General features: G+C 59.2%; 22 protein-coding genes and 2 pseudogenes. 14 read left to right on the forward strand and 10 right to left on the reverse strand.

Annotated features, from left to right (window positions below; all coding sequences use genetic code 11):
* Positions 1-77: 77 nt before the first annotated feature.
* Positions 78-560 carry a response regulator gene (locus tag QMX84_RS17320; RefSeq protein ID WP_278938535.1) on the reverse strand — a complete coding sequence of 161 codons (483 nt, stop codon included), beginning with the start codon at positions 558-560 and terminating at the stop codon, positions 78-80.
* A gap of 269 nt (positions 561-829) precedes the next feature.
* Between QMX84_RS17320 and QMX84_RS17325 the strand changes: the two genes are divergently transcribed.
* The 8 genes from QMX84_RS17325 (at position 830) to QMX84_RS17360 (ending at position 10,162) form a co-directional block, all read left to right on the forward strand.
* Positions 830-2,764: a putative nucleotidyltransferase substrate binding domain-containing protein gene (locus QMX84_RS17325; RefSeq protein ID WP_282364382.1), complete on the forward strand. Its 1,935-nt coding sequence runs from the start codon at positions 830-832 to the stop codon at positions 2,762-2,764.
* Positions 2,761-3,471 (forward strand): 3'-5' exonuclease, encoded by a 711-nt coding sequence (locus tag QMX84_RS17330; RefSeq protein ID WP_282364383.1) that lies wholly within the window; start codon positions 2,761-2,763, stop codon positions 3,469-3,471. Before QMX84_RS17325 ends, QMX84_RS17330 begins: the two co-directional genes overlap by 4 nt.
* Before the next feature lie 199 nt (positions 3,472-3,670).
* The gene (locus tag QMX84_RS17335; protein WP_048372373.1) at positions 3,671-4,189 is read left to right on the forward strand and encodes an RNA polymerase sigma factor; all 519 of its coding nucleotides are present in this window, start codon (positions 3,671-3,673) and stop codon (positions 4,187-4,189) included.
* Positions 4,186-5,160 carry a FecR family protein gene (locus tag QMX84_RS17340; protein ID WP_282364384.1) on the forward strand — a complete coding sequence of 325 codons (975 nt, stop codon included), beginning with the start codon at positions 4,186-4,188 and terminating at the stop codon, positions 5,158-5,160. Before QMX84_RS17335 ends, QMX84_RS17340 begins: the two co-directional genes overlap by 4 nt.
* A 90-nt stretch (positions 5,161-5,250) precedes the next feature.
* Positions 5,251-7,677: a TonB-dependent receptor gene (locus tag QMX84_RS17345; protein WP_262123540.1), complete on the forward strand. Its 2,427-nt coding sequence runs from the start codon at positions 5,251-5,253 to the stop codon at positions 7,675-7,677.
* Positions 7,678-7,787: 110 nt separating this feature from the next.
* On the forward strand, positions 7,788-8,900 hold the full coding sequence (locus QMX84_RS17350; protein WP_282364385.1) for a PepSY-associated TM helix domain-containing protein: 1,113 nt from the start codon (positions 7,788-7,790) through the stop codon (positions 8,898-8,900).
* Positions 8,897-9,073: a hypothetical protein gene (locus tag QMX84_RS17355; protein WP_262123542.1), complete on the forward strand. Its 177-nt coding sequence runs from the start codon at positions 8,897-8,899 to the stop codon at positions 9,071-9,073. The genes QMX84_RS17350 and QMX84_RS17355 overlap by 4 nt, the downstream gene beginning before the upstream one ends.
* A 126-nt stretch (positions 9,074-9,199) precedes the next feature.
* The gene (locus QMX84_RS17360) at positions 9,200-10,162 is read left to right on the forward strand and encodes an RHS repeat-associated core domain-containing protein (protein ID WP_282364386.1); all 963 of its coding nucleotides are present in this window, start codon (positions 9,200-9,202) and stop codon (positions 10,160-10,162) included.
* Between the two features lie 7 nt (positions 10,163-10,169).
* On the opposite strand, the gene QMX84_RS17365 is transcribed toward QMX84_RS17360, so the two are convergent.
* Complete coding sequence (locus QMX84_RS17365) at positions 10,170-10,670, reverse strand: ATP-dependent zinc protease (protein WP_282364387.1); 501 nt, start codon at positions 10,668-10,670, stop codon at positions 10,170-10,172.
* 247 nt (positions 10,671-10,917) lie between these two features.
* Here QMX84_RS17365 and QMX84_RS17370 point away from each other — a divergent pair, with 247 nt between their 5' ends.
* Complete coding sequence (locus tag QMX84_RS17370; RefSeq protein WP_262123545.1) at positions 10,918-11,805, forward strand: acyltransferase; 888 nt, start codon at positions 10,918-10,920, stop codon at positions 11,803-11,805.
* A gap of 3 nt (positions 11,806-11,808) precedes the next feature.
* Here the strand turns inward: QMX84_RS17370 and QMX84_RS17375 are convergent, their stop codons facing one another.
* The gene (locus QMX84_RS17375) at positions 11,809-12,384 is read right to left on the reverse strand and encodes a DUF2780 domain-containing protein (protein ID WP_048372375.1); all 576 of its coding nucleotides are present in this window, start codon (positions 12,382-12,384) and stop codon (positions 11,809-11,811) included.
* 276 nt (positions 12,385-12,660) lie between these two features.
* Between QMX84_RS17375 and QMX84_RS17380 the strand changes: the two genes are divergently transcribed.
* From QMX84_RS17380 to QMX84_RS17395, 4 genes and pseudogenes are all read left to right on the forward strand, one after another.
* Positions 12,661-13,179 carry a sigma factor gene (locus tag QMX84_RS17380; RefSeq protein ID WP_262123547.1) on the forward strand — a complete coding sequence of 173 codons (519 nt, stop codon included), beginning with the start codon at positions 12,661-12,663 and terminating at the stop codon, positions 13,177-13,179.
* Positions 13,176-13,406: pseudogene (locus QMX84_RS17385) on the forward strand (anti-sigma factor); the annotation flags it as partial. The gene QMX84_RS17380 and the pseudogene QMX84_RS17385, both read left to right, overlap by 4 nt.
* 400 nt (positions 13,407-13,806) lie before the next feature.
* Complete coding sequence (locus QMX84_RS17390) at positions 13,807-14,067, forward strand: hypothetical protein (protein ID WP_019409796.1); 261 nt, start codon at positions 13,807-13,809, stop codon at positions 14,065-14,067.
* A gap of 91 nt (positions 14,068-14,158) precedes the next feature.
* Complete coding sequence (locus tag QMX84_RS17395; RefSeq protein ID WP_262123548.1) at positions 14,159-15,109, forward strand: RHS repeat-associated core domain-containing protein; 951 nt, start codon at positions 14,159-14,161, stop codon at positions 15,107-15,109.
* A gap of 152 nt (positions 15,110-15,261) precedes the next feature.
* On the opposite strand, the pseudogene QMX84_RS17400 reads toward QMX84_RS17395, so the two are convergent.
* Positions 15,262-15,369: pseudogene (locus QMX84_RS17400) on the reverse strand (glutathione-independent formaldehyde dehydrogenase); the annotation flags it as partial.
* Between the two features lie 97 nt (positions 15,370-15,466).
* On the opposite strand from QMX84_RS17400, the gene QMX84_RS17405 reads away from it, so the two are divergent.
* Positions 15,467-16,504 carry an RHS repeat-associated core domain-containing protein gene (locus tag QMX84_RS17405; RefSeq protein ID WP_262123549.1) on the forward strand — a complete coding sequence of 346 codons (1,038 nt, stop codon included), beginning with the start codon at positions 15,467-15,469 and terminating at the stop codon, positions 16,502-16,504.
* Between the two features lie 105 nt (positions 16,505-16,609).
* Here QMX84_RS17405 and fdhA read toward each other — a convergent pair whose 3' ends face one another.
* From fdhA to QMX84_RS17435, 6 genes are all read right to left on the reverse strand, one after another.
* On the reverse strand, positions 16,610-17,806 hold the full coding sequence (fdhA, locus tag QMX84_RS17410; protein WP_262123550.1) for a formaldehyde dehydrogenase, glutathione-independent: 1,197 nt from the start codon (positions 17,804-17,806) through the stop codon (positions 16,610-16,612).
* A gap of 72 nt (positions 17,807-17,878) precedes the next feature.
* Entirely contained in the window at positions 17,879-18,736 is an 858-nt protein-coding gene (gene purU, locus QMX84_RS17415; protein WP_282364388.1) for a formyltetrahydrofolate deformylase, read from the reverse strand.
* Positions 18,737-18,857: 121 nt separating this feature from the next.
* Positions 18,858-19,490: a sarcosine oxidase subunit gamma family protein gene (gene soxG, locus QMX84_RS17420; protein ID WP_262123552.1), complete on the reverse strand. Its 633-nt coding sequence runs from the start codon at positions 19,488-19,490 to the stop codon at positions 18,858-18,860.
* 12 nt (positions 19,491-19,502) lie between these two features.
* On the reverse strand, positions 19,503-22,520 hold the full coding sequence (locus QMX84_RS17425) for a sarcosine oxidase subunit alpha (RefSeq protein WP_282364389.1): 3,018 nt from the start codon (positions 22,518-22,520) through the stop codon (positions 19,503-19,505).
* Positions 22,517-22,849 carry a sarcosine oxidase subunit delta gene (locus tag QMX84_RS17430; protein WP_048372327.1) on the reverse strand — a complete coding sequence of 111 codons (333 nt, stop codon included), beginning with the start codon at positions 22,847-22,849 and terminating at the stop codon, positions 22,517-22,519. The genes QMX84_RS17425 and QMX84_RS17430 overlap by 4 nt, the downstream gene beginning before the upstream one ends.
* Positions 22,850-22,863: 14 nt before the next feature.
* Positions 22,864-24,114, reverse strand: a complete 1,251-nt coding sequence (locus tag QMX84_RS17435; protein WP_048372329.1) for a sarcosine oxidase subunit beta family protein — start codon at positions 24,112-24,114, stop codon at positions 22,864-22,866.
* Positions 24,115-24,121: the final 7 nt, after the last annotated feature.

Raw genomic sequence — 24,121 nt, forward strand, 5'->3', positions numbered from 1 at the left:
AAACCTCGTAATCCTGTCGGAGCGAGCTTGGCGCGCGATCTTTTAGAAGATCAAAAGATCGCGAGACAAGCTCGCTCCTACAGGTCCGGTTCCGGGTCGCAATCACAGTCCGGGTCGAGATCCAGATTCAGTTCTTTTTTGATCAGGTCCAGCAGCTTGGGCGGGTCGATGGGCTTGAGCAGAAAGTCGAGCACGTTCAAGTGCATCGCTTCAATCGCGTCCCGTACCTCTGCATCCCCCGACATGATGATGATCGGCAGTTCAGCGCGTTCCGATTCGCGCACCTGGCGGATCAGGTGCAAACCGTCGTGGGGCTCCATGCGCAAATCGGTCAACATCAGGCCAATCGGCAAGGCTGAATCCAGCAGTGCCAGCGCCTGCGTGCCATTACTGGCGGTTGCGCACTCAATGCCGTGCAGCGACAGCAGCTCTGCCAGCAACTCACGGGCAAGCGGGTCATCTTCGACGATCAACACGCACTGCTCTGCCGGAGCAGGGGCTTGCATCACCTCGCTCAAGAGTTCACGTTCGGCGTCGGTCAGAATGTCGTGTTCGCTCATACCCGTCTCGAAAACTGCCCCCCGGTTAAAAACCAAGCGGTTCAGTCAGTTATCCCGCACTGCGATCAATGTGCACCTAGCCAAGCCTATTTCCAAGTAGGGCCGGTCTGAAAAATGTAAAAAGCCCGCACGTTGTCGAAAAACACAGCCACCAGACAGGTTTCCTAGACTTACGTCCAATGGGCACCCGCGTGCAGACAACCGAGCATGAAGGCCAACAGGGGCCACGCCCCGTCATAACAACAACGGCTAATCATGCGGTATCGGTAATGAGCAAATCGGATGCGTTTCTCCAGGCAGGTCGAACGGCGGTGTTGCAAAACATCCACGGCACCATGCAGTTCTTGCAGCGGTTCCCACCCTTTAACCAAATGGAAAACACTCACCTGGCCTTTCTGGTTGAACAGTGCCAACTGCGCTTCTATGGCCCCGGTGACAGCATCATTCGGCCCGAAGACGGCCCGGTCGAGCATTTCTATATCGTCAAACAAGGTCGCGTCATCGGCGAGCGCACGCACCAGGGCGCCAGCGTGGTCGAAACCACCTTTGAAATCACCGCTGGCGAGTGTTTCCCCCTCGCCGCCCTGCTGGGTGAGCGGGCCACCCGCACAGAACACTTGGCCGCTGAAGACACCTTCTGCCTGCAACTGAACAAAGCCGCGTTTATCAAAGTGTTTGCCCTGTCCGAAGAGTTCCGCGATTTCGCCTTGCGCGGGGTCAGCAGCCTGCTCGACAAGGTCAACCGGCAAGTGCAGCAAAAGGCCGTCGAAACCCTGGGCACCCAATATTCGCTTAATACCCGCCTGGGCGAATTGGCCATGCGCCACCCGGTTACCTGCAGCCCGCAGACCGCCCTGCGCGAAGCCGTGCGCCTGATGCATGAGCAACAAGTGGGCAGCATCGTGATCGTTAACGAACACAAAGCGCCGCTCGGAATCTTCACCCTGCGCGATTTGCGTCAGGTGGTGGCCAATGGCATTGAAGATTTTGATCAGGCCATCGACGCGCACATGACCGCCGGGCCGTTTTACCTGTCACCCGACCACAGCGCCTTCGACGCTGCCATTGCCATGACCGAACGGCACATCGCCCACGTGTGTCTGGTCAAGGAACAGCGCCTGTGCGGCGTGGTCTCCGAGCGCGACTTGTTCTCACTGCAACGGGTCGATCTGGTGCACCTGGCCCGCACCATCCGCCATGCGCCACGACTGGACACCCTGATCAACCTGCGCGGTGAAATCAGCCAGTTGGTAGAGCGCATGCTGGCCCACGGCGCTTCATCGACCCAAATCACCCACATCATCACCCTGCTCAACGACCACACCGTGTGCCGCGTGATCGAGTTGGTGCTGGCCGAGCGTGGCGACCCCGGCGTGCCGTTCACCTGGCTGTGTTTCGGCAGCGAAGGCCGACGCGAACAAACCCTGCACACCGACCAGGACAACGGCATCTTGTTCGAGGCCAAAGACGCCGCCGAAGCCGCCGAGATTCGCCAGCGTTTGTTGCCCATTGCACAGCAGATCAACCAGCACCTGGCGGCCTGCGGCTTCACCCTGTGCAAAGGCAACATCATGGCCGGCAACCCCGAGCTGTGTTTGTCCCGCGCCGAATGGGCCCGGCGCTTCAGCGCATTTATTCGCGAGGCCACCCCGCAAAACCTGTTGGCCTCCAGCATCTACTTCGACCTGCGCGCCGTGTGGGGCGACGAACAGGGTTGCCAGCACCTGCGCCGCACCATCCTCACCCAAGTCGCCGATAACCGTTTGTTCCAGCGCATGATGGCCGACAACGCCCTGCGTCATCGCCCGCCCGTGGGGCGTTTTCGCGAGTTTGTGCTGGAGCGCAAAGGCGGCGACAAAGCCACCCTCGACCTCAAGGTGCAGGGCCTCGGCCCGTTCGTTGACGGTGCCCGCCTGTTGGCGCTGGCCCATGGTGTAGAGGCCATCAACACCCTTGAACGCCTGCGCCAGCTCACCACCCTGGGCGTGATCGAACCGCTGGACGGCGCGGCCTACGAAGAGGCGTATCACTTTATTCAGCAGACCCGCATGCAACAGCATCAGTTGCAGACCCGGCAAAACCGCCCGTACTCCAATCGCGTCGACCCCGATCAGTTGAACCAGCTGGACCGGCGCATCCTGCGTGAAGCCCTGCGTCAGGCGCAGCGCCTGCAAAGCAGCCTGGCCCTGCGGTATCAGCTATGAAGTTGTTTTCCTGGCTGCTGCCGCGCAAAGCCCCGACCTTAAGCCTTGCCCAGCAGCAACGCCTGTTGCGCCTGCCCGAGTCTGCCGGGCTGGGCGACCACGCGCTGAGGGCGCAGCGCTGGGTGGTGGTGGATCTGGAAACCAGCGGCCTGAACCTCAATCGCGACCAAGTGTTATCGATTGGCGCGATGGTCATTGAAGACGGCGCCATCGACTTCAGCCAAACCTTTGAGCGGACCTTGTTGCGCACCGACAACCCGCTGAGCCCCAGCGTCTTGCTGCATGGCTTGGGGCCCAGTGCGATTGCCGCCGGCAGCGACCCGGCTGACGCCCTGCTGGACTTTATGACGTTTGTCGGTGACAGCCCGCTGCTGGCCTTTCACGCCCCGTTCGACCAGCACATGCTCACCCGCGCGCTCAAAGACAGCCTGGGTTACCGCTTGCAACATGCCTTTATGGACGTGGCAGCCCTGGCGCCCATGCTCTGCACGCAGCATCAGGGCCGCGAGGCTGGGCTGGATCACTGGATCAAGCACTTCAACCTGTATGTCGAAGACCGCCACAACGCCAGCGCCGACGCCCTGGCCACCGCGGAGCTGGCGCTCATCCTGTTCAGCCGCGCCCGCGCCCAAGGCATCGACAGCCCCCAGGCCCTGCAACAGCGCCTCAACCAGTGGCAACGGCGCAAGATCATTCACAGCTTTTAAGAGCGCCCTCACCCTAGCCCTCTCCCGGAGGGAGAGGGGACTGACATCGGCTCCCTCTCCCTCCGGGAGAGGGTTGGGGTGAGGGCGAGGGCTGCCCGCGATCAAAACCCATCCGATGAGCGTCAATTGCGCCGTCCGTTCCCCTCTGACACAATCGCGAATAATTATCGTTAGTTAAAACTTGCCCTCGGTGCAGCCGTTGTCCTCACTCCAAAACCCTCAGCACGAACTGGTTGGCTCGCTTTACCGCGACCATCGCGTTTGGCTGCTGGCGTGGTTACGACGTAATGTGGCGTGCCCGCAGCGCGCCGAGGACTTGAGCCAGGACACCTTCGTGCGCCTGCTGGGCCGCAGCGAACTCAGCGCCCCGCGTGAGCCCCGGGCGTTTCTCGCGGCCATCGCCAAGGGCCTGCTGTTTGACTACTTTCGCCGCGCCGCCCTGGAGCAGGCGTACCTCAACGAACTGACGTTGCTGCCCGAGGCCGAGCAGCCCTCGCCCGAAGAGCAGCACCTGATCCTCGAAGACCTCAAAGCCATCGACCGCCTGCTTGGCAAGCTGTCGAGCAAGGCCCGTGCGGCGTTCCTGTACAGCCGCCTCGATGGCCTGCCCCATGCCGACATCGCGCAACGCCTGGGCGTGTCGGTGCCGCGTGTGCGTCAGTACCTGGCCCAAGGCATGCGCCAGTGCTACATCGCGCTGTATGGCGAACCCACGTGAGCGCGATCAGTTCCAAACCCGTGTCGGCCCGCGTGCTCGACGCGGCCATTGCCTGGCAACTGTGCCTGGACTGCGGCAATGGCAGCCCGGTGCAACAGGCCGAATTCGACAAGTGGTACGCCGCCAGCGAAGAGCACGCCCGCGCCTGGCAACAACTGGGCATGCTCGACCACCGCTTCAGCAGCACCAGCCTGGCCGCACGCAACGCCTTGCGTAATGCCCGCAGCGGGGTGCAGCAACGAGTGCGCAAACTCGGCAGCGGCCTGGCGAGCATTGCGCTGGTGTGCGGGCTGGCCCTGTTCGCGGGCAAAAACTACCTGCCGCTGGATTACTGGATGGCCGACCAACGCACCGCCACCGGCGAGCAACGCCAGTTGCAACTGGCCGATGGCACGGTGATCAATCTCAACACCCACAGCGCGGTGGATGTGCAGTTTGATGGCGACACCCGGCGCATCATCCTGCAAGCCGGCGAGATCATGGTGCAGACCGGCCACGGCGACCCGCGACCCTTTATCGTGCAAACCCGCGACGGCACCCTGCGGGCCTTGGGCACACGGTTTATGGTCAAGCGCGAAGACGACGGTACGCGCCTGAGCGTGCTGCAATCACGCGTGGCGGCGCACCCCGAAAACAGCCTTGAGGACGTCATCTTCAGCGCAGGCCAGCAAGTGCTCATGCACCGCGACTCTCTAGGCCAGATGCTCACCGTCACCGCCGGGGCCGATGCCTGGACACGCGGCATGCTGGTGCTCGACAACGTGCGCCTGGCCGACATGGTCGGCGAACTCAATCGCTACCACCGTGGGCATCTGGGCGTTGACCCGCGCGTGGCCGACCTGCGCATTACCGGCAGCTTCCCGCTGGATAACCTCGAGCTGGCGCTCAATGCCCTGCCGCCGATTCTGCCGGTCCAGGTCAAACAGCTCACCCCGTGGTGGATCACTGTCGCCCCGGCGCCAGAAAAATAAATGCAGATTATTTTCAATTAGCCCTATCACTTTTCGCTGCTCGTTCGGCTTCTAGTCATTGAGAACCGTTTCCATTCAGGAATCCGCCGAATGTCCCGCACCTTCGATACGTTTTTGCGCCCCAGCCTGTTGACCCTGGCCATTGCCCTCGGCACACCGCTGGCCAGCACCTCGTTAATCGCCGCCGAGCAAAACACCGCCTCGCGCAGCTACAACCTGCCCGCCGGGCCGTTGGCCGCGACCCTCAACCAGATCGCCAGCCAGGCCAACCTGACCCTGGCCATCAACCCTGCGCTGCTGGCCGGCAAAACCTCGGCACCTGTGCAGGGCGCGTTCGAACCCACCACGGCGCTGCGTGAAGCATTGCGGGGGACGGGGTTGCAGTTGCAACAGAGCGGCGCACAGACCTACACCCTGGTGCCGGTGGTCGAAGGCGCCCTGACCCTGGGTGACGTCAACATCAATGGCCAGGCAGTGCCTGAAGGGTCAGAAGCGGCGGGTTACGTCAGCGAAAACGTCAGCAATGTCGGCGCTTTGGGAGGGATGAAACTGCAGGACACGCCCTATTCCATGAGCGTCACATCGCAGGCGCTGCTCAAAAATACCCAGGCAACGTCCCTGGACGATGTCTTCAAACGCAACCCCTTCACGCAGATGTATTCGCCCACCGGGGCCGGTTATGCCAGCGCCGTCAACATTCGCGGTTTCAGCGGCGCGGGCAGCCTCAACATTGCCAACGACGGCCTGCGCTTTACCACGGGCGCCGATGCGGGCAACTTTCTGGAAGACACCGAGCAACTGGAAATCATCACCGGCCTGACCGGCTTCCTGTACGGCCCGGCATCGCCCGGCGGCTTGGCCAACTACGTGCTCAAGCGCCCCACCTATGACACCTACCGCAGTGTCACCGTGGGCAATGCCGGAGGTGAAAACTATTACCTGCATGGCGACTTCGGTGGAAAACTCGACGACGAAGGCAAATTTGCCTACCGCTTGAATCTGCTGACCCAAGACGGCGAAACCGCCATTGACATGCAGAAACGTCGCCGCCAGATGATCAGCTTTGCGCTGGACTGGAACGTCAACGATGACCTGCAACTGCAGTTCGATGCCTCGCACAAGAAAACTGAGAACCGCGGGCTGACCAGTTACTGGTTCTTCGGTGACCAGGCCTATCGGCCTCGGGCTTCGCAGTTGGACAACGACAAACTGTACAGCCAGAAATGGGCCTTCTCGGACAACGAAACCGACAAGGCAGGTGTACGCGGCAAGTGGCGCCTGAACGACACGTTTAGCCTGCGCGGCGCAGTGGCAGCGCAAAAGTACACCGAAGAAAACACCTACACCGGCCCGACGGTTTACAGCCCCGGGGTTTACACCCAGCCGCTGTATGCGTTTGCCCCCATCGATCACTCAGAAACATCGGGCTATCTGTTCCTCGATTCGGCGTTTCAGACCGGCAACATTGGCCACAAGATGACCGTGGGTTATCAGGGCAATGTCTCGCGCATCCGCCAATATGAAGACCACATCCCGTTTCCCGGCCCGCAATACACGGACATGAGTGGCGGTGGCTTGCCCATCGGTGACAGCCAGCAATACGACAAACCCGGCTATTCAATCGGCCATGGTGACCAGCGTCTGGCGAGTAAAACCGAGTCCAATAACTTTCTGATCGGTGACGTCATCACCTTCAACGACCAATGGTCCAGCATCCTTGGCGTGACCCGCACCCAGATCAAGACCTACGCCAATGAGTTTGTCTACGCCAAGGCGTTTGGCACACCAGAAACAGAAACCCGCTACAACCAGAGCAAAACCTCGCCCAACATCTCGCTGATCTACAAGCCGCTGCCTTGGCTGACCACTTACGCCACCTACATTGAGGGGCTGCAAGCGGGGGGCACGGCACCGAACACGGCGATCAACTATGGCGAAATGTTCGCCCCGCAAGTGAGCAAGCAATACGAAGTGGGCGCCAAAGCAACCGTGGGTGAAACCCTGCTGACGCTGGCCCTTTTCAACATCGAAAAGCCCAATGGCTACATCAATCAGTTTCGGGTGTATTCCGAGGATGGCAAACAGGTCAACAACGGCCTGGAGTTCAGCGTCACCGGCAAGGTCACGCCTGAGCTGACGGTAATCGGTGGTTTCACCCTGCTCGATCCGAAAATCAAAGACAGCAGTGTTAAAGCCAACGACGGCAATGCCCCGACCAACGTCGCCAAACAACTGGCCAAGGTGTATGCCGAATATGACATCAACCCGGTACCGGGCCTGGCCTTGACCGGCGGCGCGTTTTACACCGGCAAGCAATACACCGATGAAGCCAACGACTACCACTTGCCCGCTTTCACCACATTTGATGCCGGGGCGCGTTACCGTATGAAGGTGTCTGACAACGACCTGACCCTGCGCCTGAATGTCAGCAACTTGACCAACAAAGAATACTGGCTCAACAGCTACTACCTGGGCGACCCGCGCGCCGTTCAATTCTCGGCGCAACTGGAGTTCTAAAACCCCTTCCCCTGTAGGAGCGAGCTTGCTCGCGATCTTTTGATCGTTAAAAGATCGCGAGGCAAGCTCGCTCCTACAGGGACAAGGGTGTTTTTACATTTGGGACCTTCATGAAAAGCAAAACCATTCGCCGCTGGTCCTTTATCCACACCTGGACCAGCCTGATCTGCACTGCCTTTTTGCTGATGCTGGCGCTCACCGGTTTGCCGTTGATTTTCAGCCATGAAATCGATCACCTGCTGGGCAATGCGCCGCAAGTCCAGACGCTGCCCGAAGGCACGCCACAGCTCGATTTGCAGCAACTGGTGCAGGCCGCCGAGGCGCATCGGCCCGGTGAGGTCATGCAGTATTTCGGCTGGGAAGAAGACGAGCCCAACGCGGTCTACGCCATCATGGCCGCCACCGCAGGCACCGAGCCCAACTCGTCCCACACCTTTATGCTCGACACCCGCACCGGTCAGCCCATTGACGTACCGTCGGCCAATGGCGGCTTCATGATGGTCATGCTGCGCCTGCACGTGGACATGTTCGCGGGCCTGCCCGGCAAGCTGCTGTTGGCCTTTATGGGCACCCTGTTTGTGCTGGCGATCATCTCTGGCACCGTGCTGTACCTGCCGTTTATGCGGCGCAATGAATTTGCCAGCGTGCGCACCGACAAATCCCGCCGCCTGCGCTGGCTCGACCTGCACAACCTGATCGGCGTGGTGACCCTGACCTGGGCCTTGGTGGTGGGCGTGACCGGGGTGATCAGCGCGTGCGCCGACCTGATCATCGACGCCTGGCGCAACGACAGCCTCAGCGCCATGGTTGAACCCTACCGCAATGCCCCGCCCCTCACCCGGCACGCCCCGGCCACTCACCTGCTGGAGATCGCCAACCAGGCCGCGCCCGGCATGCAACCGGACTTTATCGCCTTCCCCGGCACGCGCTTCTCCAGCGAACACCACTACGCCGTCTTCATGAAAGGCAGCACCCACCTCACCTCACACCTGCTGACACCGGTGTTGATCGACGCCAGTACTCTGGACGTCACCGCCGTCGGCGACCGCCCCTGGTACATGAACGCCATGGGCATGTCCCAGCCCCTGCACTTCGGTGACTACGGCGGCATGCCGATGAAAATACTCTGGGCGGCCCTCGATGTGCTGACCCTTATTGTGCTCGGCAGCGGACTGTATTTGTGGTGGGTACGGCGCAAGGCCAGCAAGGAGAGCGCCCGATGAAGCCGCGCCAGTCCAACTTCTGGAAAGTCTTTAGCGTGCCGCTGGCGATTGGCATCGTCAGCGCCACAGGTTTGTTCGCGGCCCTGCTGGGCGAAGGCGTGTGGGACACCCTGAGCTGGATCGGCCTGGGCATCCCGGTGTGGATCAGCGTGCGCGGGCTGCTCAAGCGCTGACCCGTGCGCTCCCCAATGGCTTGGCGACCAACGGCACACAAACCTAGCCGTTCTGTCAGTACCGCTCATGGTGTTAACCCGCTATCTCTAATGGCTTCATAGAGGAAGTGGTAAAGGGTTAAGACCATGTCTGCAAAAAAGAAAGTGCTGCTGCACCACTACGTCTACGACCCGCTGGACCGCCATGTAAAAAGTGGCTTATCGGGGGGCACAGACACTCAGCTGTTTTATTGTGGTCAGCGTGTAGCGACTGAAATCAAAGGCGCTGTTGCCACTCAAATAGTCGAGTGCGAAGAGGCCGTGTTGGCCTATCGAGTACAACTGGACGATACATTAACAACAGCGCTGGTCGCCGGGGACGATAAACGCTCGACGTTGTCGACTCTGCACCTCAGCAATCGCGAATCAGTCGCTTATACGCCGTATGGGGCCTCATCTCTCGCAGCCGGTACACATCGGGTCCACGGCTTTAATGGCGAACGACCAGACCCGTTCACCGGGCATTACTTGCTGGGCAACGGCTACCGGGCGTTTAACCCGGTATTGATGCGCTTTAACAGCCCAGACAGTTGGAGCCCGTTTGGGAAAGGCGGGTTTAATGCGTACGCGTATTGCAGGGGGGAGCCAGTGAATCGTATAGATCCGTCCGGGCATATCTTTGGCGCATCAAAATTACTCAAGGCCCTCGGCCTTGTAGATACGGTGCCCTTACCAGCGCGACCCTTCAGTCAAACCCACCAGTTGAAAGCCGTTGCCGGGAATCCAGACTTGGTTGAGGTGGTTGAAATATCAGGGTTAATTGCCCTTGAAAGAAAAAAAGACGTCTTCCTCACTCGCACAATCAGCCAAGCAGAGGAAATGGTAGGGTATCCATTAAGGCTAAATGAGCAGGGGCATTTCGTCAGAGCAACTCCAATCATCCCCCCCTCGCCCTCGCCCGCGCCCCACAAAACGCCTGTTACAGACCAACCGAAAGCCTCCAACTTGCTGTCTGCAAGCGCTCACTCACTCTCTCAGCCCAGCACAAACCAGTTACGACAAAGGAGCAATCCTACTCTGGCGATCCGTACAAAAATCAGAGAGCCTTAAAACACCCTCAACACCCCGGCTGATCCGCCGTATAGCGTCGCGCCGGGTTCACTGCCGCGCCGAACTCACGCAGCGCTTTGGCCCCGATCAACAGCGGGTAGTTGAAGTTGCTGCGGTCGGTGAGGTTGACCTCTACGGTGCGTTTGACATTGCCCAGGCACATGTCCAGATCCACCACCGGGCGCTTGGCCACGTTGACTTCATCTTTGTCTTCGTCTTCATCAGCGCGGTTTTTGATTGTGCTGATGCGTGACACTTTGTGCTCATACACCTTGCTGCCCGCGTCCGGGGTGGCCAGCTGGAAACGCACCCACTCTTCACCGTCCCGGGTAAAAGTCTGAATGTTTTTGGCCGACAGCGACGCCGTCAAGGCGCCAGTGTCCATCTTGGCCTTCAGCGTCTCACCGATTTCCGGCAGTTTGATGTACTCATAACGCCCGTACAGGGTCGGTTCGGCGGCCATCACCGGCAACGCCAATACAGACAGCAAGGCTAAAACAGACTTCATGGCGGTCATTTCCTTTTAGGGGTGCGGGTTAGACCCTTTATTTACCGTTGGTTCATGTGGGAGCGGGCTTGCTCGCGATTCAGGCAACCCGGTCCGCCTGAAACAACGTGATGATGCTATCGCGAGCAAGCCCGCTCCCACAGAGGAAAATAGCCTATAGCGCTCGAAACATTTGTTAGCACTCTGATTTGGCGTTCTGCAACACGCTGCTTATCATGGCGGGTCCTTAAATGTTCAAGAGTTACTTATGCGCCGCCTGCTCACCGGCTGTTTGGTCACACTGCTGTTGCTGTGCAACACCCTCATTCTGTTCGGCCCGCTCATGCTGTTCGCGCTGCTCAAGCTGATTTCACCGGGTCGGCTGCGCGATTACAACTCGTGGGCCGTGATGTGGATCGCCGAAACCTGGTCCGAGATCGACAAACGCATTTTCGCCCTGTGCCTGCCCACCCGCTGGGACATTCGCGGTGCAGAGAACCTCAGCCGCACCACCTCGTACCTGGTGATCAGCAACCACCAATCGTGGGTCGATATCCCGGCGTTGATGCAAGGCTTGAACCGCCGCACGCCGTTCTTCAAGTTCTTCCTTAAAAAAGAACTGATCTGGGTGCCGTTTCTGGGCCTGGCCTGGTGGGCGCTCGACTACCCCTTCATGAAGCGCTATTCCAAGGCCTTTTTGGCCAAACACCCTGAGTTAAAGGGCCAAGACCTCAAAATTACCCAAGCCGCCTGCGAGCTGTTCAAGCGCCAGCCGGTAACGGTCGTCAATTACCTGGAAGGCACCCGCTTTACCCCGGCCAAACGCGCCCAACAACAATCGCCCTACACCTACCTGCTCAAACCCAAGGCAGGCGGCGTGGCGTTTGTGCTGGCGGCAATGGGCCCACAGCTGGACGCCGTGCTCGACGTCACCGTGGTGTATCCACAGGCAAAGATTCCGGGTTTTTGGGCGTTGATCAGTGGGCAAGTGCCCAAAGTGATTGTTGATATCCAGACCCGCGAACTGGATCCGGCCCTGTGTCAGGGTGATTACGAGAACGATCCGGTGTTTCGCGAGCAGATCCAGAGCTGGGTCAACCAGCTCTGGATCAAGAAAGACCAGCGCATCAGCACATTGCGGGCTGAACGCGGCTAATCCTTAGATGCCCCACAGCGTACCCAGGGTGGTCAGCAGCGGGCTGGCAACCCCTTGCTGGCCCAGGTACTGAGTGATCACAGGGGCGAATTCCTGGACCATGCTGCTTTTCATGCCCAGCGCCTGGAACGCGCTGTTCAATTGCGACTGGTTGGTCACGTTGCTGACCGCCACTTTGGCATCATTGCTGACCGGGTTGATCTGGCCCACCAAGGCCTGAAGCTGCGGGTTTTTCGCGCTGAACTGGCTCAGTTGAGTCAGGGCACCGGCGCCGGTGACCTTGTTAATGCCCGGCACTTGCTGGGTCAAGGCTGCGTAATCATTGGCCGTCAGCTGGTTTTTTGCCAGGCTCAACATCGCCCCCACGCCACCTGCTGCTTGCTCAGGCTTGACGCCCATCTGCTGGGCTTTGGTCAGCAGTTGCAAGGCCTGCACCGACTTGTCAGAGCTGGCGCTGTTGCCACCTTGTACCTGGCCCAAGAGCTGGGTTGCCGCGCCCAGGTCAAACCCTGCTGCAAACACCGGGGTGACCGCTACGCTCATCAATGTTGCCAGTGCTACTGCGCTCAACTTTTTCATCGCATCGACCTCTTCAACCAAAAAGCTGCCCACCCAGGAGCAGCAAAACTAATACTCAGACTCAACACCGCTGCGGATGTTCCCTACAGCCAGCATTCAGCAAACAGGGCGCAATCTTAATTGAAAACAGGAACGGCGCGGGCATCGCTCTACAGCGGGCCGGCCCTTATCAACACAGGATGATAAAACCGCCAAAAATCAAGTCGGCACATCAGAAAAAAATGATCGGCCAATGCATGGAACAGCCACGAATTTTGGACTAATCTTTCCACGTAAATGGCACATTGCCATCCCTTGATAAATGGGAGAACGGTCATCTTAATCTCCGACGCCGAGTACCTCAAAAAGCTGTTGGCCCAATGTGCACTGGGCAACCGCCGAGCCTTTGAAACGCTGTATCGTAGCGTCGCCCCCCGTCTGCAAAACGTGGCCTTGCAGTGCATCAGCCAGCGTGATCTGGCCGAACACGTGGTGCAAGAAAGCTTCGTGCGCATCTGGCAAAACGCCGCGCAATACGACCCCCATTTGTCAGCCCCTGTGGCCTGGATGATCGCCATCACCCACGACCAGGCGATCGAGCAATTGCGCAGACACCGCGAGCTGCCCGAGGGCGCCCTGCAACAGCCGTCTTGCCTTGAGCAACTGGATGGCATGCAGCGTCAAACCATCACCACCGCTTATTTTCAGGGCCGCAACGCCAAAGAATTAGCCGAGCAATTGGCTGCGCCACTGGGTTCGGTCAAAGTCTGGCTGCGCCGGGGCATGGAACGGCTGCGTGGAGGCCTTGAAGCATGAATTATCAAACCCCCACCCTGCGCCGTGCCCTGGCAGGCGATTACGCCATCGGGCTGATGCCGCCTGCCGCCAGCAAACGCTTTGAACAACTGCTGGTCGATGACGCCGGGCTGCGCGAAGAGCTCGCCGCCTGGCAAACCAGCCTCGCCCGCCTGACCGACTCCGTGGGTCAGGACCCGGTGCCCGACCGTGTGTGGCAAGCGATTGTGGCGCGCATTGAACCTCAAGAGGCGGCCAAGCGACCGTTGTTGAGCGGGCTGAACCTTGTCGCTATCGCCTGTGTGGTGGTGGCGGCAGTGGTTGTGCTGGTTGTCTTTTAACCCTCAAAAGATCGCGAGCAAGCTCGCTCCTACAAGGTTTTAGGTTTGCACGGGTTGGAGTCAGGGGCTTATAGTCCGCCGGTCGTCCCAATGGCGACCGGGTTTGGCGACCCGATCAATGAGTGCGGAACGTCTGTTTTTTGCAGGATGATCCGTACCCGCAGAGTTGCTCTATGGCAGCTGTGCGCGGGAGACCTTCGGGTCTGCCGGGTGTCTCGTTGCCGGTTCGCCAACCCGCGTGCAGCTGCCACCTATTTGTTTGGCGACAGGTAGGCGGCAGTCTCATTTACTTCAACGAGACTAAGCCATGAACCAATACATCCCGCTGACCGCAATAGACTGCCTGATCCCCAGCTTGCTGATTGACCGCCAAAGCCCGCCTGACGTGCTGCATGCCAATGCGGCGGCGCGCATTCTGGCCGTGACCCAACTGTTCGAAAGCCTCAACCGTTTAGACCTGAGCGCCGCCGACGGCGTAGACCTCAAACACATCACCCAGCCTTGCGCCATTTTGCTGCGCGACGGCTGTGACCTGCTCGACGTACTGGGCCAGCGCTTGCAGGTCTAAACGCTCACGACCTAGCAGTTCTGCTAGCTATACAGCGTGCAACTCCAGGGAGAAGCTAAACCTTCGTCCGCGCTTTTCCCGGGAGTTCAGCATGAGCAAACAGCGCAAAACCGTCGCCAGCACCTACCTGTACGATCCATTGGACCGGCTGGCAACCAGCAACAGCATTCAACGTTTTTACAACGACACCCGCATCGCCACTGAGGTTGAGGGCGAACGTAAAAGCCGGTTTTTTGAGACCGACTCACAACCCCTCGCATTGCAGCAGCATGGCAGCCTGCCCGGCACCACCTTATTGGCGACCGATCAGCAAACCTCTGTGCTCAATGGCGTTAGCCCTGAGGGTGCCCTGCACGCGCAGACTTACTCGCCCTTTGGCCATCACCCCATTGGCAACTCACTCAATGGAGCCGGGTTTAACGGCGAACGGCCAGAACCGCTGACGGGGCATTATTTATTGGGCCAAGGGTATCGGGCGTTTAATCCGGTGTTGATGCGTTTTAACAGCCCGGACAGTTGGAGCCCGTTTGGGGAGGGAGGGATTAATGCGTATGCGTATTGTGATAATGACCCGGCGAACAAAGTTGACCCAACAGGCCACATACCCAACATATGGAAGGGCTTGAAAAATATATTTGGGAGAGTGCCTAAACGCCTTAGAAGACCTGCCAACATCCAGCGCCCGAAGCCTAGCGCTGCACAGTCAGAGACTCCTCGAAATGCCATATACGAGCCTGAAGCTAAAAACATGTATGACAACGTTGCACAAAGGCAACAAGAAAAACTCCGAGAAGAGCTTAACCAAAAACTGATGGATAAAGTCTATAAAATAGAGGACATCTCAAATAAAGCTCGCACTGAAACTCTAACCGAATTTCAACAAAGAGCTCTTGAACGTCGTGAAATACGGCTCCGGAGACGTGCACTTAAGACCGCTCAAAAAGTTCCGCCTTTTTCGTATAAGACGGTTACAGGTAATGACGGACTGCCCAGTTACTCGGAAGCTTTGACCGAAGAAATTAATAACCTAAGACAGTACTAAAGTTACAAAAACACTCGTACTTGCTGGGTATATATACCCAGCCTTTACGACTACATCCCGTACCACCTGACCAGATGTTAACTTGCGACTATTAAAGTCGTACATCAACCCTCCGCTGTTAATGAAGGGCTGACGTACTTCAAACTTTTATCTCAAGAAAACAACGTATGCGGATCAATCACAAACTTCTTCGGCACACCGGCATCAAACTCGCCATACCCACGCAAAGTGTCATTAAAGCTGATCACCTCAATACCCAGCTGAGCTGATTCACAACCTAGCTGTTCTGCTAGCTATACAGTGTGCTGCTACCGGGGGAAGCTAAACGTTCGTCCACATTTTTTCCGGGAGTATCGTATGAGTAAAACAAGCAAAAAAGTGGCCAACACCTATCACTACGACCCGTTGAACCGCCTGTCAGCCACCGACAGCATTCAGCGTTTTTACAACAGAAATCGTATCGACACTGAAATTGAAGGCGAACGTAAAAACCGTTTTTTTGAAGTCAACTCACAACCATTGGCGTTACAACAATCCGGCCACGTCACCACGTTATTGGTAACCGATCAGCAAACATCTGTCGTCAATGGCATTAGCCCCGACGGAAGCTCGACACCACTGGCTTTTACACCCTTTGGTCATCACCCCGACCACGGCATGTTCGGTCTGTGGGGGTTTAATGGTCAAAGGCCTGAGGCGGTAACCGGGCATTATTTATTGGGCCAAGGTTATCGGGCGTTCAATCCGGTATTAATGCGTTTTAATAGCCCCGACAGTTGGAGTCCGTTTGGCCGAGGTGGCATCAATGCTTATGCGTATTGTCCAGACCCCATCATGATGCAAGACCCATCAGGGCATTGGTTCAAGTTTGCAAGGAGTCTATGGAAAGGAATAAAACGGTTAAACCCCATGAGAACACCCAAGTCCAAGTTCAAGCCGAGTGCAACGCCCTCTTCTCCATCTAAAGCCAAGGAAGCTTACACGCCCTCAGCGCCGAGCCTGAGTGAAATAAAAGCTAACGCTCCTACCCTAAACACCCCGATAGCGAGTGCTCCTGTAACGCGTGATACCCTCGTGAATGATCTCGCCATCAACACACAAGCTTTGAATAAAATGAGCCATTGGCATGATCGCGGAGTGAAAGCTTTAGCGAGTGTTACACCCTCGACGTCAAAGCAAACAGTGGCGGAAGTTGCTTTTCTTACCGATGGTTTTAAAGCGGCTAAAGACAAATTAACCCAACAACAATATGCCATTCAAGACCGTCTAGGCTTAGCGCCAGCATACGGCCGGGACGATGCACTCCCCACCTTCTCAGACTCAACAGGCTTGTCATCAAAATTTAAAGAGGGCCTGGATACACTGACAATAAACAGAGATTCTATTCGTCTCTGAAATAATTAACTGACGACTTGCTATAAAACCAAACAACCTGCTTTGACCACTTAGGTATTACAACCGTGAGCGGTAGCTGATAAAACAGCTACCGCTTACACGTCGCTACGCACTAAACAACGTATGCGGATCAATCACAAACTTCTTCGGCACACCGGCATCAAACTCGCCATACCCACGCGGGGCGTCATTCAAACTGATCACCTCTACGCCCACAATGTCAGCAATTTTGATGCGATCCCACATGATCGCCTGCATCAGTTGGCGGTTGTATTTCATGACCGGGGTTTGCCCGGTGTGGAAGGTATGGGATTTGGCCCAGCCCAAACCAAAGCGGATGCTCAGGCTGCCCATTTTGGCGGCCGCATCGACAGCGCCCGGGTCTTCGGTGACGTACAGGCCCGGAATGCCGATTTTGCCCGCCACCCGCACCACGCCCATCAGTGAGTTGAGCACCGTGGCCGGGGCTTCGTGCTTGACGCCGTCATGGCCGTGGCCACGGGCTTCAAAGCCCACGGCATCGACCGCGCAGTCGACTTCCGGCTCGCCCAGCAACTCGGCGATTTGTTCATGCAGCGGGGTGTCTTTGGACAGGTCGGCAATTTCAAAGCCCTGCGCCTTGGCGTGCGCCAGACGGATCGGGTTAACGTCACCGACAATCACCACCGCCGCGCCCAGCAGGCGCGCCGACGCCGCCGCGGCCAGGCCCACCGGGCCAGCACCGGCGATGTACACCGTGCTGCCGGGGCCAACGCCCGCGGTGACCGCGCCGTGGTAGCCGGTGGGCAAGATGTCGGAGAGGCAGGTCAGATCGCGGATTTTCTCCATGGCGGCGTCGCGGTTCGGCAGTTTGAGCAAGTTGAAATCGGCATACGGCACCAGCACATATTCCGCCTGGCCGCCCACCCAATCACCCATGTCCACATAGCCATACGCACCGCCGGGACGGGCCGGGTTGACGGTCAGGCACACGCCGGTGTTTTGCTCTTTGCAACTGCGGCAACGCCCGCACGCCACGTTAAACGGCACCGACACCAGGTCACCGACTTTCAAATGCTCAACGTCACGCCCGGCTTCGATCACCTCGCCGGTGATCTCGTGGCCCAGCACCAGCCCCACTTGCGCCGTGGTGCGACCGCGCACCATGTGCTGGTCAGACCCGCAAATATTGGTCGACACCACCCGCAGGATCACCCCGTGATGGATCGGCTTGCCTTGTGGGTTTTGCATCTTGGGAAAAGGAATGTTCTGCACTTCAACCTGGCCATTGCCCAGGTACACCACACCGCGATTGTCAGCCATCGTATTCACCCTTGTTGTTGGAGGTGAAGCAGTTTTAACGTGTCGCTTGCAGCTTAGAGCTTGCCGTTGCCGTCATAGCACCACCGTACGACCTCCATTTAGGAAAACGCGCCGTTCAAGGTGATAACCCACGCCCCGCGCCAGGGTCTGGGCTTCGATGTCGCGGCCCTTGGCGATCAAGTCTTCGGGGTAGTGGCTGTGATCAACTACCTCCACGCCCTGGGCGATGATCGGGCCTTCGTCCAGGTCGTTATTGATGTAGTGCGCGGTGGCGCCCACCAGTTTCACGCCTTTCTCGTAGGCCTGGTGATACGGCTTGGCGCCTTTAAAACCGGGGAGCAACGAATGGTGAATGTTGATGGCCTTGCCGTCGAGTTTGCGGCACAGCTCGGGTGACAGTACTTGCATGTAGCGGGCAAGAATCACCAGCTCGGCGCCGGTGTCCTCGATCACTTGCCACACGCGGGCCTCTTGCGCGGGCTTGTTGGCCGGGTCGAGGGCGAAGTGGTGATAAGGGATGCCGTGCCATTGCGCCAGCGGCTCAAGGTCGGGGTGGTTGGACACCACCGCTACAACGTCCATCGACAATTGGCCGATGCGTTGGCGATACAGCAAGTCGTTCAGGCAGTGGTCCGCCTTGGAGACCATGATCAGCACTTTGGGGCGGTAGTGCGGCGGGGTCAGTTCAAAGGTCATGCCAAAGGCCTTGCCCCGCTCAGCCAGCCCTTCGCGAAAGGCGTTCTCGTTAAAGCCCTCGGGCTGGCGGAATTCAACGCGAATAAAAAATCGCCCCGAACGCTGATCATCAAAGGAATGGTGTTCGGTGACGTAGCAACGGTGTTCAAACAGATAACGGGTCACGGCGTCGACGGTGCCCAGCAGGCTGGGGCAATCGGCCGTGAGGATCCAGGTGTCAGGGGCGCGGCTCATGGTGCAATTCCTTGTTATAGACCCCTGTAGGAGCGAGCTTGTCTCGCGAGCTTTTAAAGATCAAAAGATCGCGAGGCAATCGAGCGTCGACCGGCTGCTCCTACACGGTGTGCGTTATGCCTCAGGCCTCAACATTCAGCCCATATTCCGCCGCTGCATCCTGCAGCCACAGCCACCAGTAATCCGAGAAACTGCGGCGTATCAGCAGCTCCCAGGTGTCTTCGCCCGTGTGCCGGATCACCAGCTGCGACTTGGCAAACACGGTGCCCACCGCCTTGCCCACCGGGAAGTTGTCGGGGTGCACGTCGTAGCTCGTCGACTTCATCAGCACGTTGCGCACGTTCGGCCCGCTCAGCTCCAGCAGTTGCTGCCCGCCACTGACGTTGACCACCGAAATATGCCGCCCCGCCAACGCGGCGCGCAGGGCTTGTTCCACGGCGTATTCCTGACCGCCGGGGACGATGAGCAGCCATTCATCCGGGCCCATCCATTGCAGCGAGCTGTCGCCCTTGGCCACCAGGCTCAAGGCCACCGGCAACTCCAGGCCCAGCGCCTTGTGCACGCCTTCGGCAAAGGCCGGGTCTTTGGCGTCACCGCGCAAGGTCAGGTGGCCCAGCAGTTTTTTCTCGCGCACGGTCACGCCAGGGTTTTTACGGCCCTTGCCGATCAACTTGGCCAGGTGGGCGTGATGCAGCGATGACTCGGCTTTAGCGCCCGAGTCCGGGCGTTGTTGGTATACGTTTGCGGTCGTCATGAGATCACCCACTCAAATATTCTGCCGGTCGCCTTTCGGGTCGAAGAACACCGAAGACACAATTTCAGCCTCGATCACGCTGCCATCCGCCTGGGGTGAGAACACCCGCTCGCCGAGGCGCTTGAGGCCACCCTTGACCACGCCCATGGCAAACGAATACCCCAGCGAGTTGTGCGCATAACTGGAGGTCACATGGCCAACCATGGTCATCGGGATGGTCTGTTTAGGGTCGAACACCAGTTGCGCGCCTTCCGGCAGCCATTTATTCGGGTCGACCGGCTTGAGGCCCACCAACTGTTTGCGCTGGTCACGCACACAGTCTTCGCGGTTCATGCCGCGCCAGCCGATCCACGAGAACGGTTTGGTGCGGCCCACGCACCAGCCCATGTTGAGGTCGTCCGGGGTCATGGAGCCGTCGGTGTCCTGGCCAACGATGATGAAACCCTTCTCGGCGCGCAGCACGTGCATGGTCTCGGTGCCGTACGGGGTCAGGTTGTACTGCTTGCCCGCCTCGGCGATTTTTTCCAGCACGCCCATGGCGTAGTCAGCCTGGATGTTGACCTCGTACGACAGCTCGCCGGTAAACGAAATACGGAACACCCGCGCCGGCACGCCCGCCACCAGGCCTTCTTTCCAGGTCATGAACGGGAACGCATCGCGGTCCAGATCAATGTCGGTCACTTCGCTCAGCAGCTTGCGGCTGTTGGGGCCGCTCAAGGTCAGCGTGGCGTAATGGTCGGTGACCGAGGTGAAGTACACCTTGAGTTCCGGCCATTCCGTCTGTTGATAGATTTCCAGCCATTGCAGCACGCGGGCGGCACCGCCGGTGGTGGTAGTCATGACGAAATGGTTGTCGGCCAGACACGCCGTCACACCGTCGTCGAAGACCATGCCGTCTTCTTTGCACATCAGCCCGTAACGCGCCTTGCCCACATCCAGCTTGGTCCAGGCGTTGGTGTAGATGCGGTTTAAAAACTCCCGCGCATCAGGGCCTTGAATGTCGATTTTGCCCAGGGTCGAGGCGTCCAGAATACCGACGCTGTCACGCACCGCCTGGCACTCGCGTTTAACCGCAGCGTGCAGGTCTTCGCCATGACGCGGGAAGTACCACGGGCGTTTCCACTGGCCGACGTCTTCAAACTCGGCGCCCTGTTTCACGTGCCAGGCCTGCAACGCGGTGTAACGCACCGGCTCAAAAATGTGCCCGCAATGGCGACCCGCCACCGCGCCGAACGTCACTGGCGTGTAGTTGGGGCGGAACATAGTGGTGCCCATCTGCGCGATGGTCACGTTCAACGAACGCGCAGCAATGGCCAGACCGTTAACGTTGCCCAGCTTGCCCTGGTCGGTACCAAAGCCCAGCGCGGTGTAGCGTTTAACGTGCTCAACCGACTCAAAGCCTTCGCGGGTGGCCAGCTCAATCGCGGCCGCCGTCACGTCGTTTTGCAGGTCGACAAATTGTTTGGGAGCCCGCGCCGTGGCTTTTTCGTGGGGCACCTGAAACAGCGCCACGGTGGCTTCCTGCACTTGGTTCAAGGCTTTGGGCAACACGCCCTCGACCGCTTTAAACCCGGCTTCGCTGGCAGCGCGCACGCCGCCTTCAAAGCCATCGGCCAGGCTGTCACCCAACCCGTACACGCCATTAATGCCGCCGACGCACACGCGCTTTTGCGGTGCTTCGCCGGGTACAAACCCCAGGATGTCTTCGCGCCAGATCGGCTTGCCGCCCAAGTGCGAGGCCAGGTGCACCACCGGGCTGTAACCGCCCGACGTCGCCACCAGGTCACACACCAGCCATTCGCCGGGGCTGGTGACGCTGTGGGTTTTAAGGTCAATGGCCGCCACACGGGCGCCGGTCACGCGCTTGCTGCCACGGGCTTCGATCACCGCACTGCCGGTCAAGATCCGAATGCCTTTGGCCCGCGCTTCTTCAACCAGCGCGCCCCGCGGATTGCTCCGTGCATCGGCCACCGCGACCACCTGTTGGCCGGCATCGAGCCAGTCCAGCGCGACGCGGTAGGCGTAATCGTTGTTGGTGCTCAGCAGCAATTTTTTACCCGGCGCCACGCCGTAGCGGCGCACGTAGGTCGACACCGCGCCGGCCAGCATGTTGCCCGGCACGTCGTTGTTGCCGTACACCAGCGGGCGTTCGCAGGCGCCCGTGGCCAGCACCACGCGCTTGGCCCGGACCCGGTGCAGACGTTGGCGCACCTGGCCAATCGGCGCACGGTCGCCCAGGTGGTCGGTGAGGCGCTCGTGAATGGTCAAAAAGTTGTGGTCGTGATAACCGTTGACCGTCGCCCGCGGCAGCAACAGCACGTCCGGCAGGCTCTTGAGTTCAGCGATCACCTTCGCCACCCATTCCATGGCCGGTTTGCCGTCCAGGCTTTCGCGGCTGTCCAGCAGGCTGCCGCCAAACTCTTCCTGCTCATCGGCGACAATCACCCGTGCACCGCTGCGTGCAGCCGCCAGGGCAGCCGCCAATCCGGCAGGCCCGGCGCCGACAATCAGCACGTCGCAGTGGTGGTTCAGGTTGTCGTAGGTATCGGGGTCATTCTGCGTAGGCGAACGGCCCAAGCCTGCCGCCTTGCGGATGTACTTCTCGTAGGTCATCCAGAACGACTGCGGGTACATAAAGGTTTTGTAGTAAAAACCCGGCGGCATCAGCTTGCCGCCGACCTTGCCCAAAATGCCCATCATGTCGGTGTTGACGTTGGGCCAGCCGTTGGTGCTGGTGGCCACCAACCCTTGATACAGCGCCTGTTGCGTGGCGCGCACGTTGGGGATTTGCGTGGCTTCGGTGGCGCCGATTTGCAGCACCGCGTTGGGCTCTTCGGCGCCAGCGGCATAAATGCCCCGAGGCCGGGAGTACTTGAAACTGCGACCGATGATGTCGACACCATTGGCCAGCAATGCGGCCGCCAGGCTGTCGCCTTCATAGCCTTTGTACTGTTGGCCGTTGAAGGTAAAGGTCAGCACTTTGCTGCGATCAACACGGCCGCCGTTAGGCAAGCGATGGGTCTGGCTCATACCTTTTCTCCCAGCTCGCGGGTGGCTGCAGGCGCAACCGGCGCGGCCTGTTCGGTGAACTGCGGTTTGCTACCAATCAGGTAGGTTTCCAGAATTTCGTAGGTCACGGTGTTGCGCGTAGCGTTAAAGAACTGGCGGCAACCGGCGACGTGGTTCCACAGCTCGTGGTGCAGGCCGCGTGGGTTATCGCGAAAGAACATATAGTCGCCCCACTCCTTGTCGGTGCAGGCGTTGGGGTCGAGCGGGCGCGGAATGTGCGCCTGGCCGCTGGCGTGAAATTCTTCTTCGGAGCGCAACTCGCCGCAATGAGGACAGAAGATATGCAACATGGGTGTTTCTCCTGTTAGTGGGCGACAGCGGCAGCGCCGTGTTCGTCGATCAGGGCGCCGTTATAGAAACGGTCAATGGAAAACGGCGCCGCCAGCGGGTGCATTTCGCCTTTGGCCAAACTGGCGGCAAACACGTTGCCCGAGCCCGGCGTGGCTTTGAAACCACCCGTGCCCCAGCCGCAGTTGAAGAACAGATTCGGGACCGGGGTTTTCGAAATGATCGGGCAGGCGTCCGGCGTGGTGTCGACGATGCCGCCCCATTGGCGGTTCATGCGCACGCGCGACAGCACCGGGAACATCTCCACAATCGCTTGAATGGTGTGTTCGATCACCGGGTACGAGCCGCGCTGGCCGTAGCCGACCCATCCGTCGATACCGGCGCCGATCACCAGGTCGCCCTTGTCGGACTGGCTGATGTAGCCGTGTACGGCGTTGGACATGATCACGCTGTCGATAATCGGCTTGATCGGCTCCGACACCAGCGCTTGCAGCGGGTGCGATTCGATCGGCAAACGGAACCCGGCCTGGCGCGCCATGTGCCCGGAGTTACCGGCCGTGACCACGCCCACGCGCTTGGCGCCGATAAAGCCCTTGCTGGTTTCAACACCGATGCACACGCCGTTCTCTTTGCGAAAGCCGAGCACTTCGGTCTGCTGGATCAAGTCCACGCCCAGGGCGTCGGCGGCCCGGGCAAAGCCCCAGGCCACGGCGTCATGCCGGGCCACGCCGCCGCGCCGTTGCACGGTGGCGCCAATGATCGGGTAACGGGTGTTTTTTGAGCAATCGAGGTACGGAATCTCGTCCGCCACTTGCTTGCCGTTAAGCAGTTCGCCGTCCACGCCATTGAGGCGGTTGGCGCTGACCCGGCGTTCCGAGTCGCGCATGTCTTGCAGGGTGTGGCACAGGTTGTAAACGCCGCGCTGCGAGAACATGACGTTGTAGTTGAGGTCCTGGGACAAGCCTTCCCACAACTTCATGGCGTGTTCGTACAGGTGCGCCGACTCGTCCCACAAATAGTTGGAACGCACGATGGTGGTGTTGCGCGCCGTGTTGCCGCCGCCCAACCAGCCTTTTTCGACCACGGCCACGTTGGTGATGCCGTGCTCTTTGGCCAGGTAATACGCGGTGGCCAAACCATGCCCGCCGCCGCCAACGATGACCACGTCATAGACCTTTTTGGGGGTCGGCGTGCGCCACATTTTTTGCCAGTTTTCGTGGTGGCTGAACGAGTGCTTAAGAAGGCCGAAACCTGAGTACCGTTGCATAGGGCTT

Origin of the sequence: Pseudomonas sp. PS01297 (assembly GCF_029959305.1) — a bacterium.
Taxonomy (GTDB): Bacteria; Pseudomonadota; Gammaproteobacteria; order Pseudomonadales; family Pseudomonadaceae; genus Aquipseudomonas; species Aquipseudomonas helleri.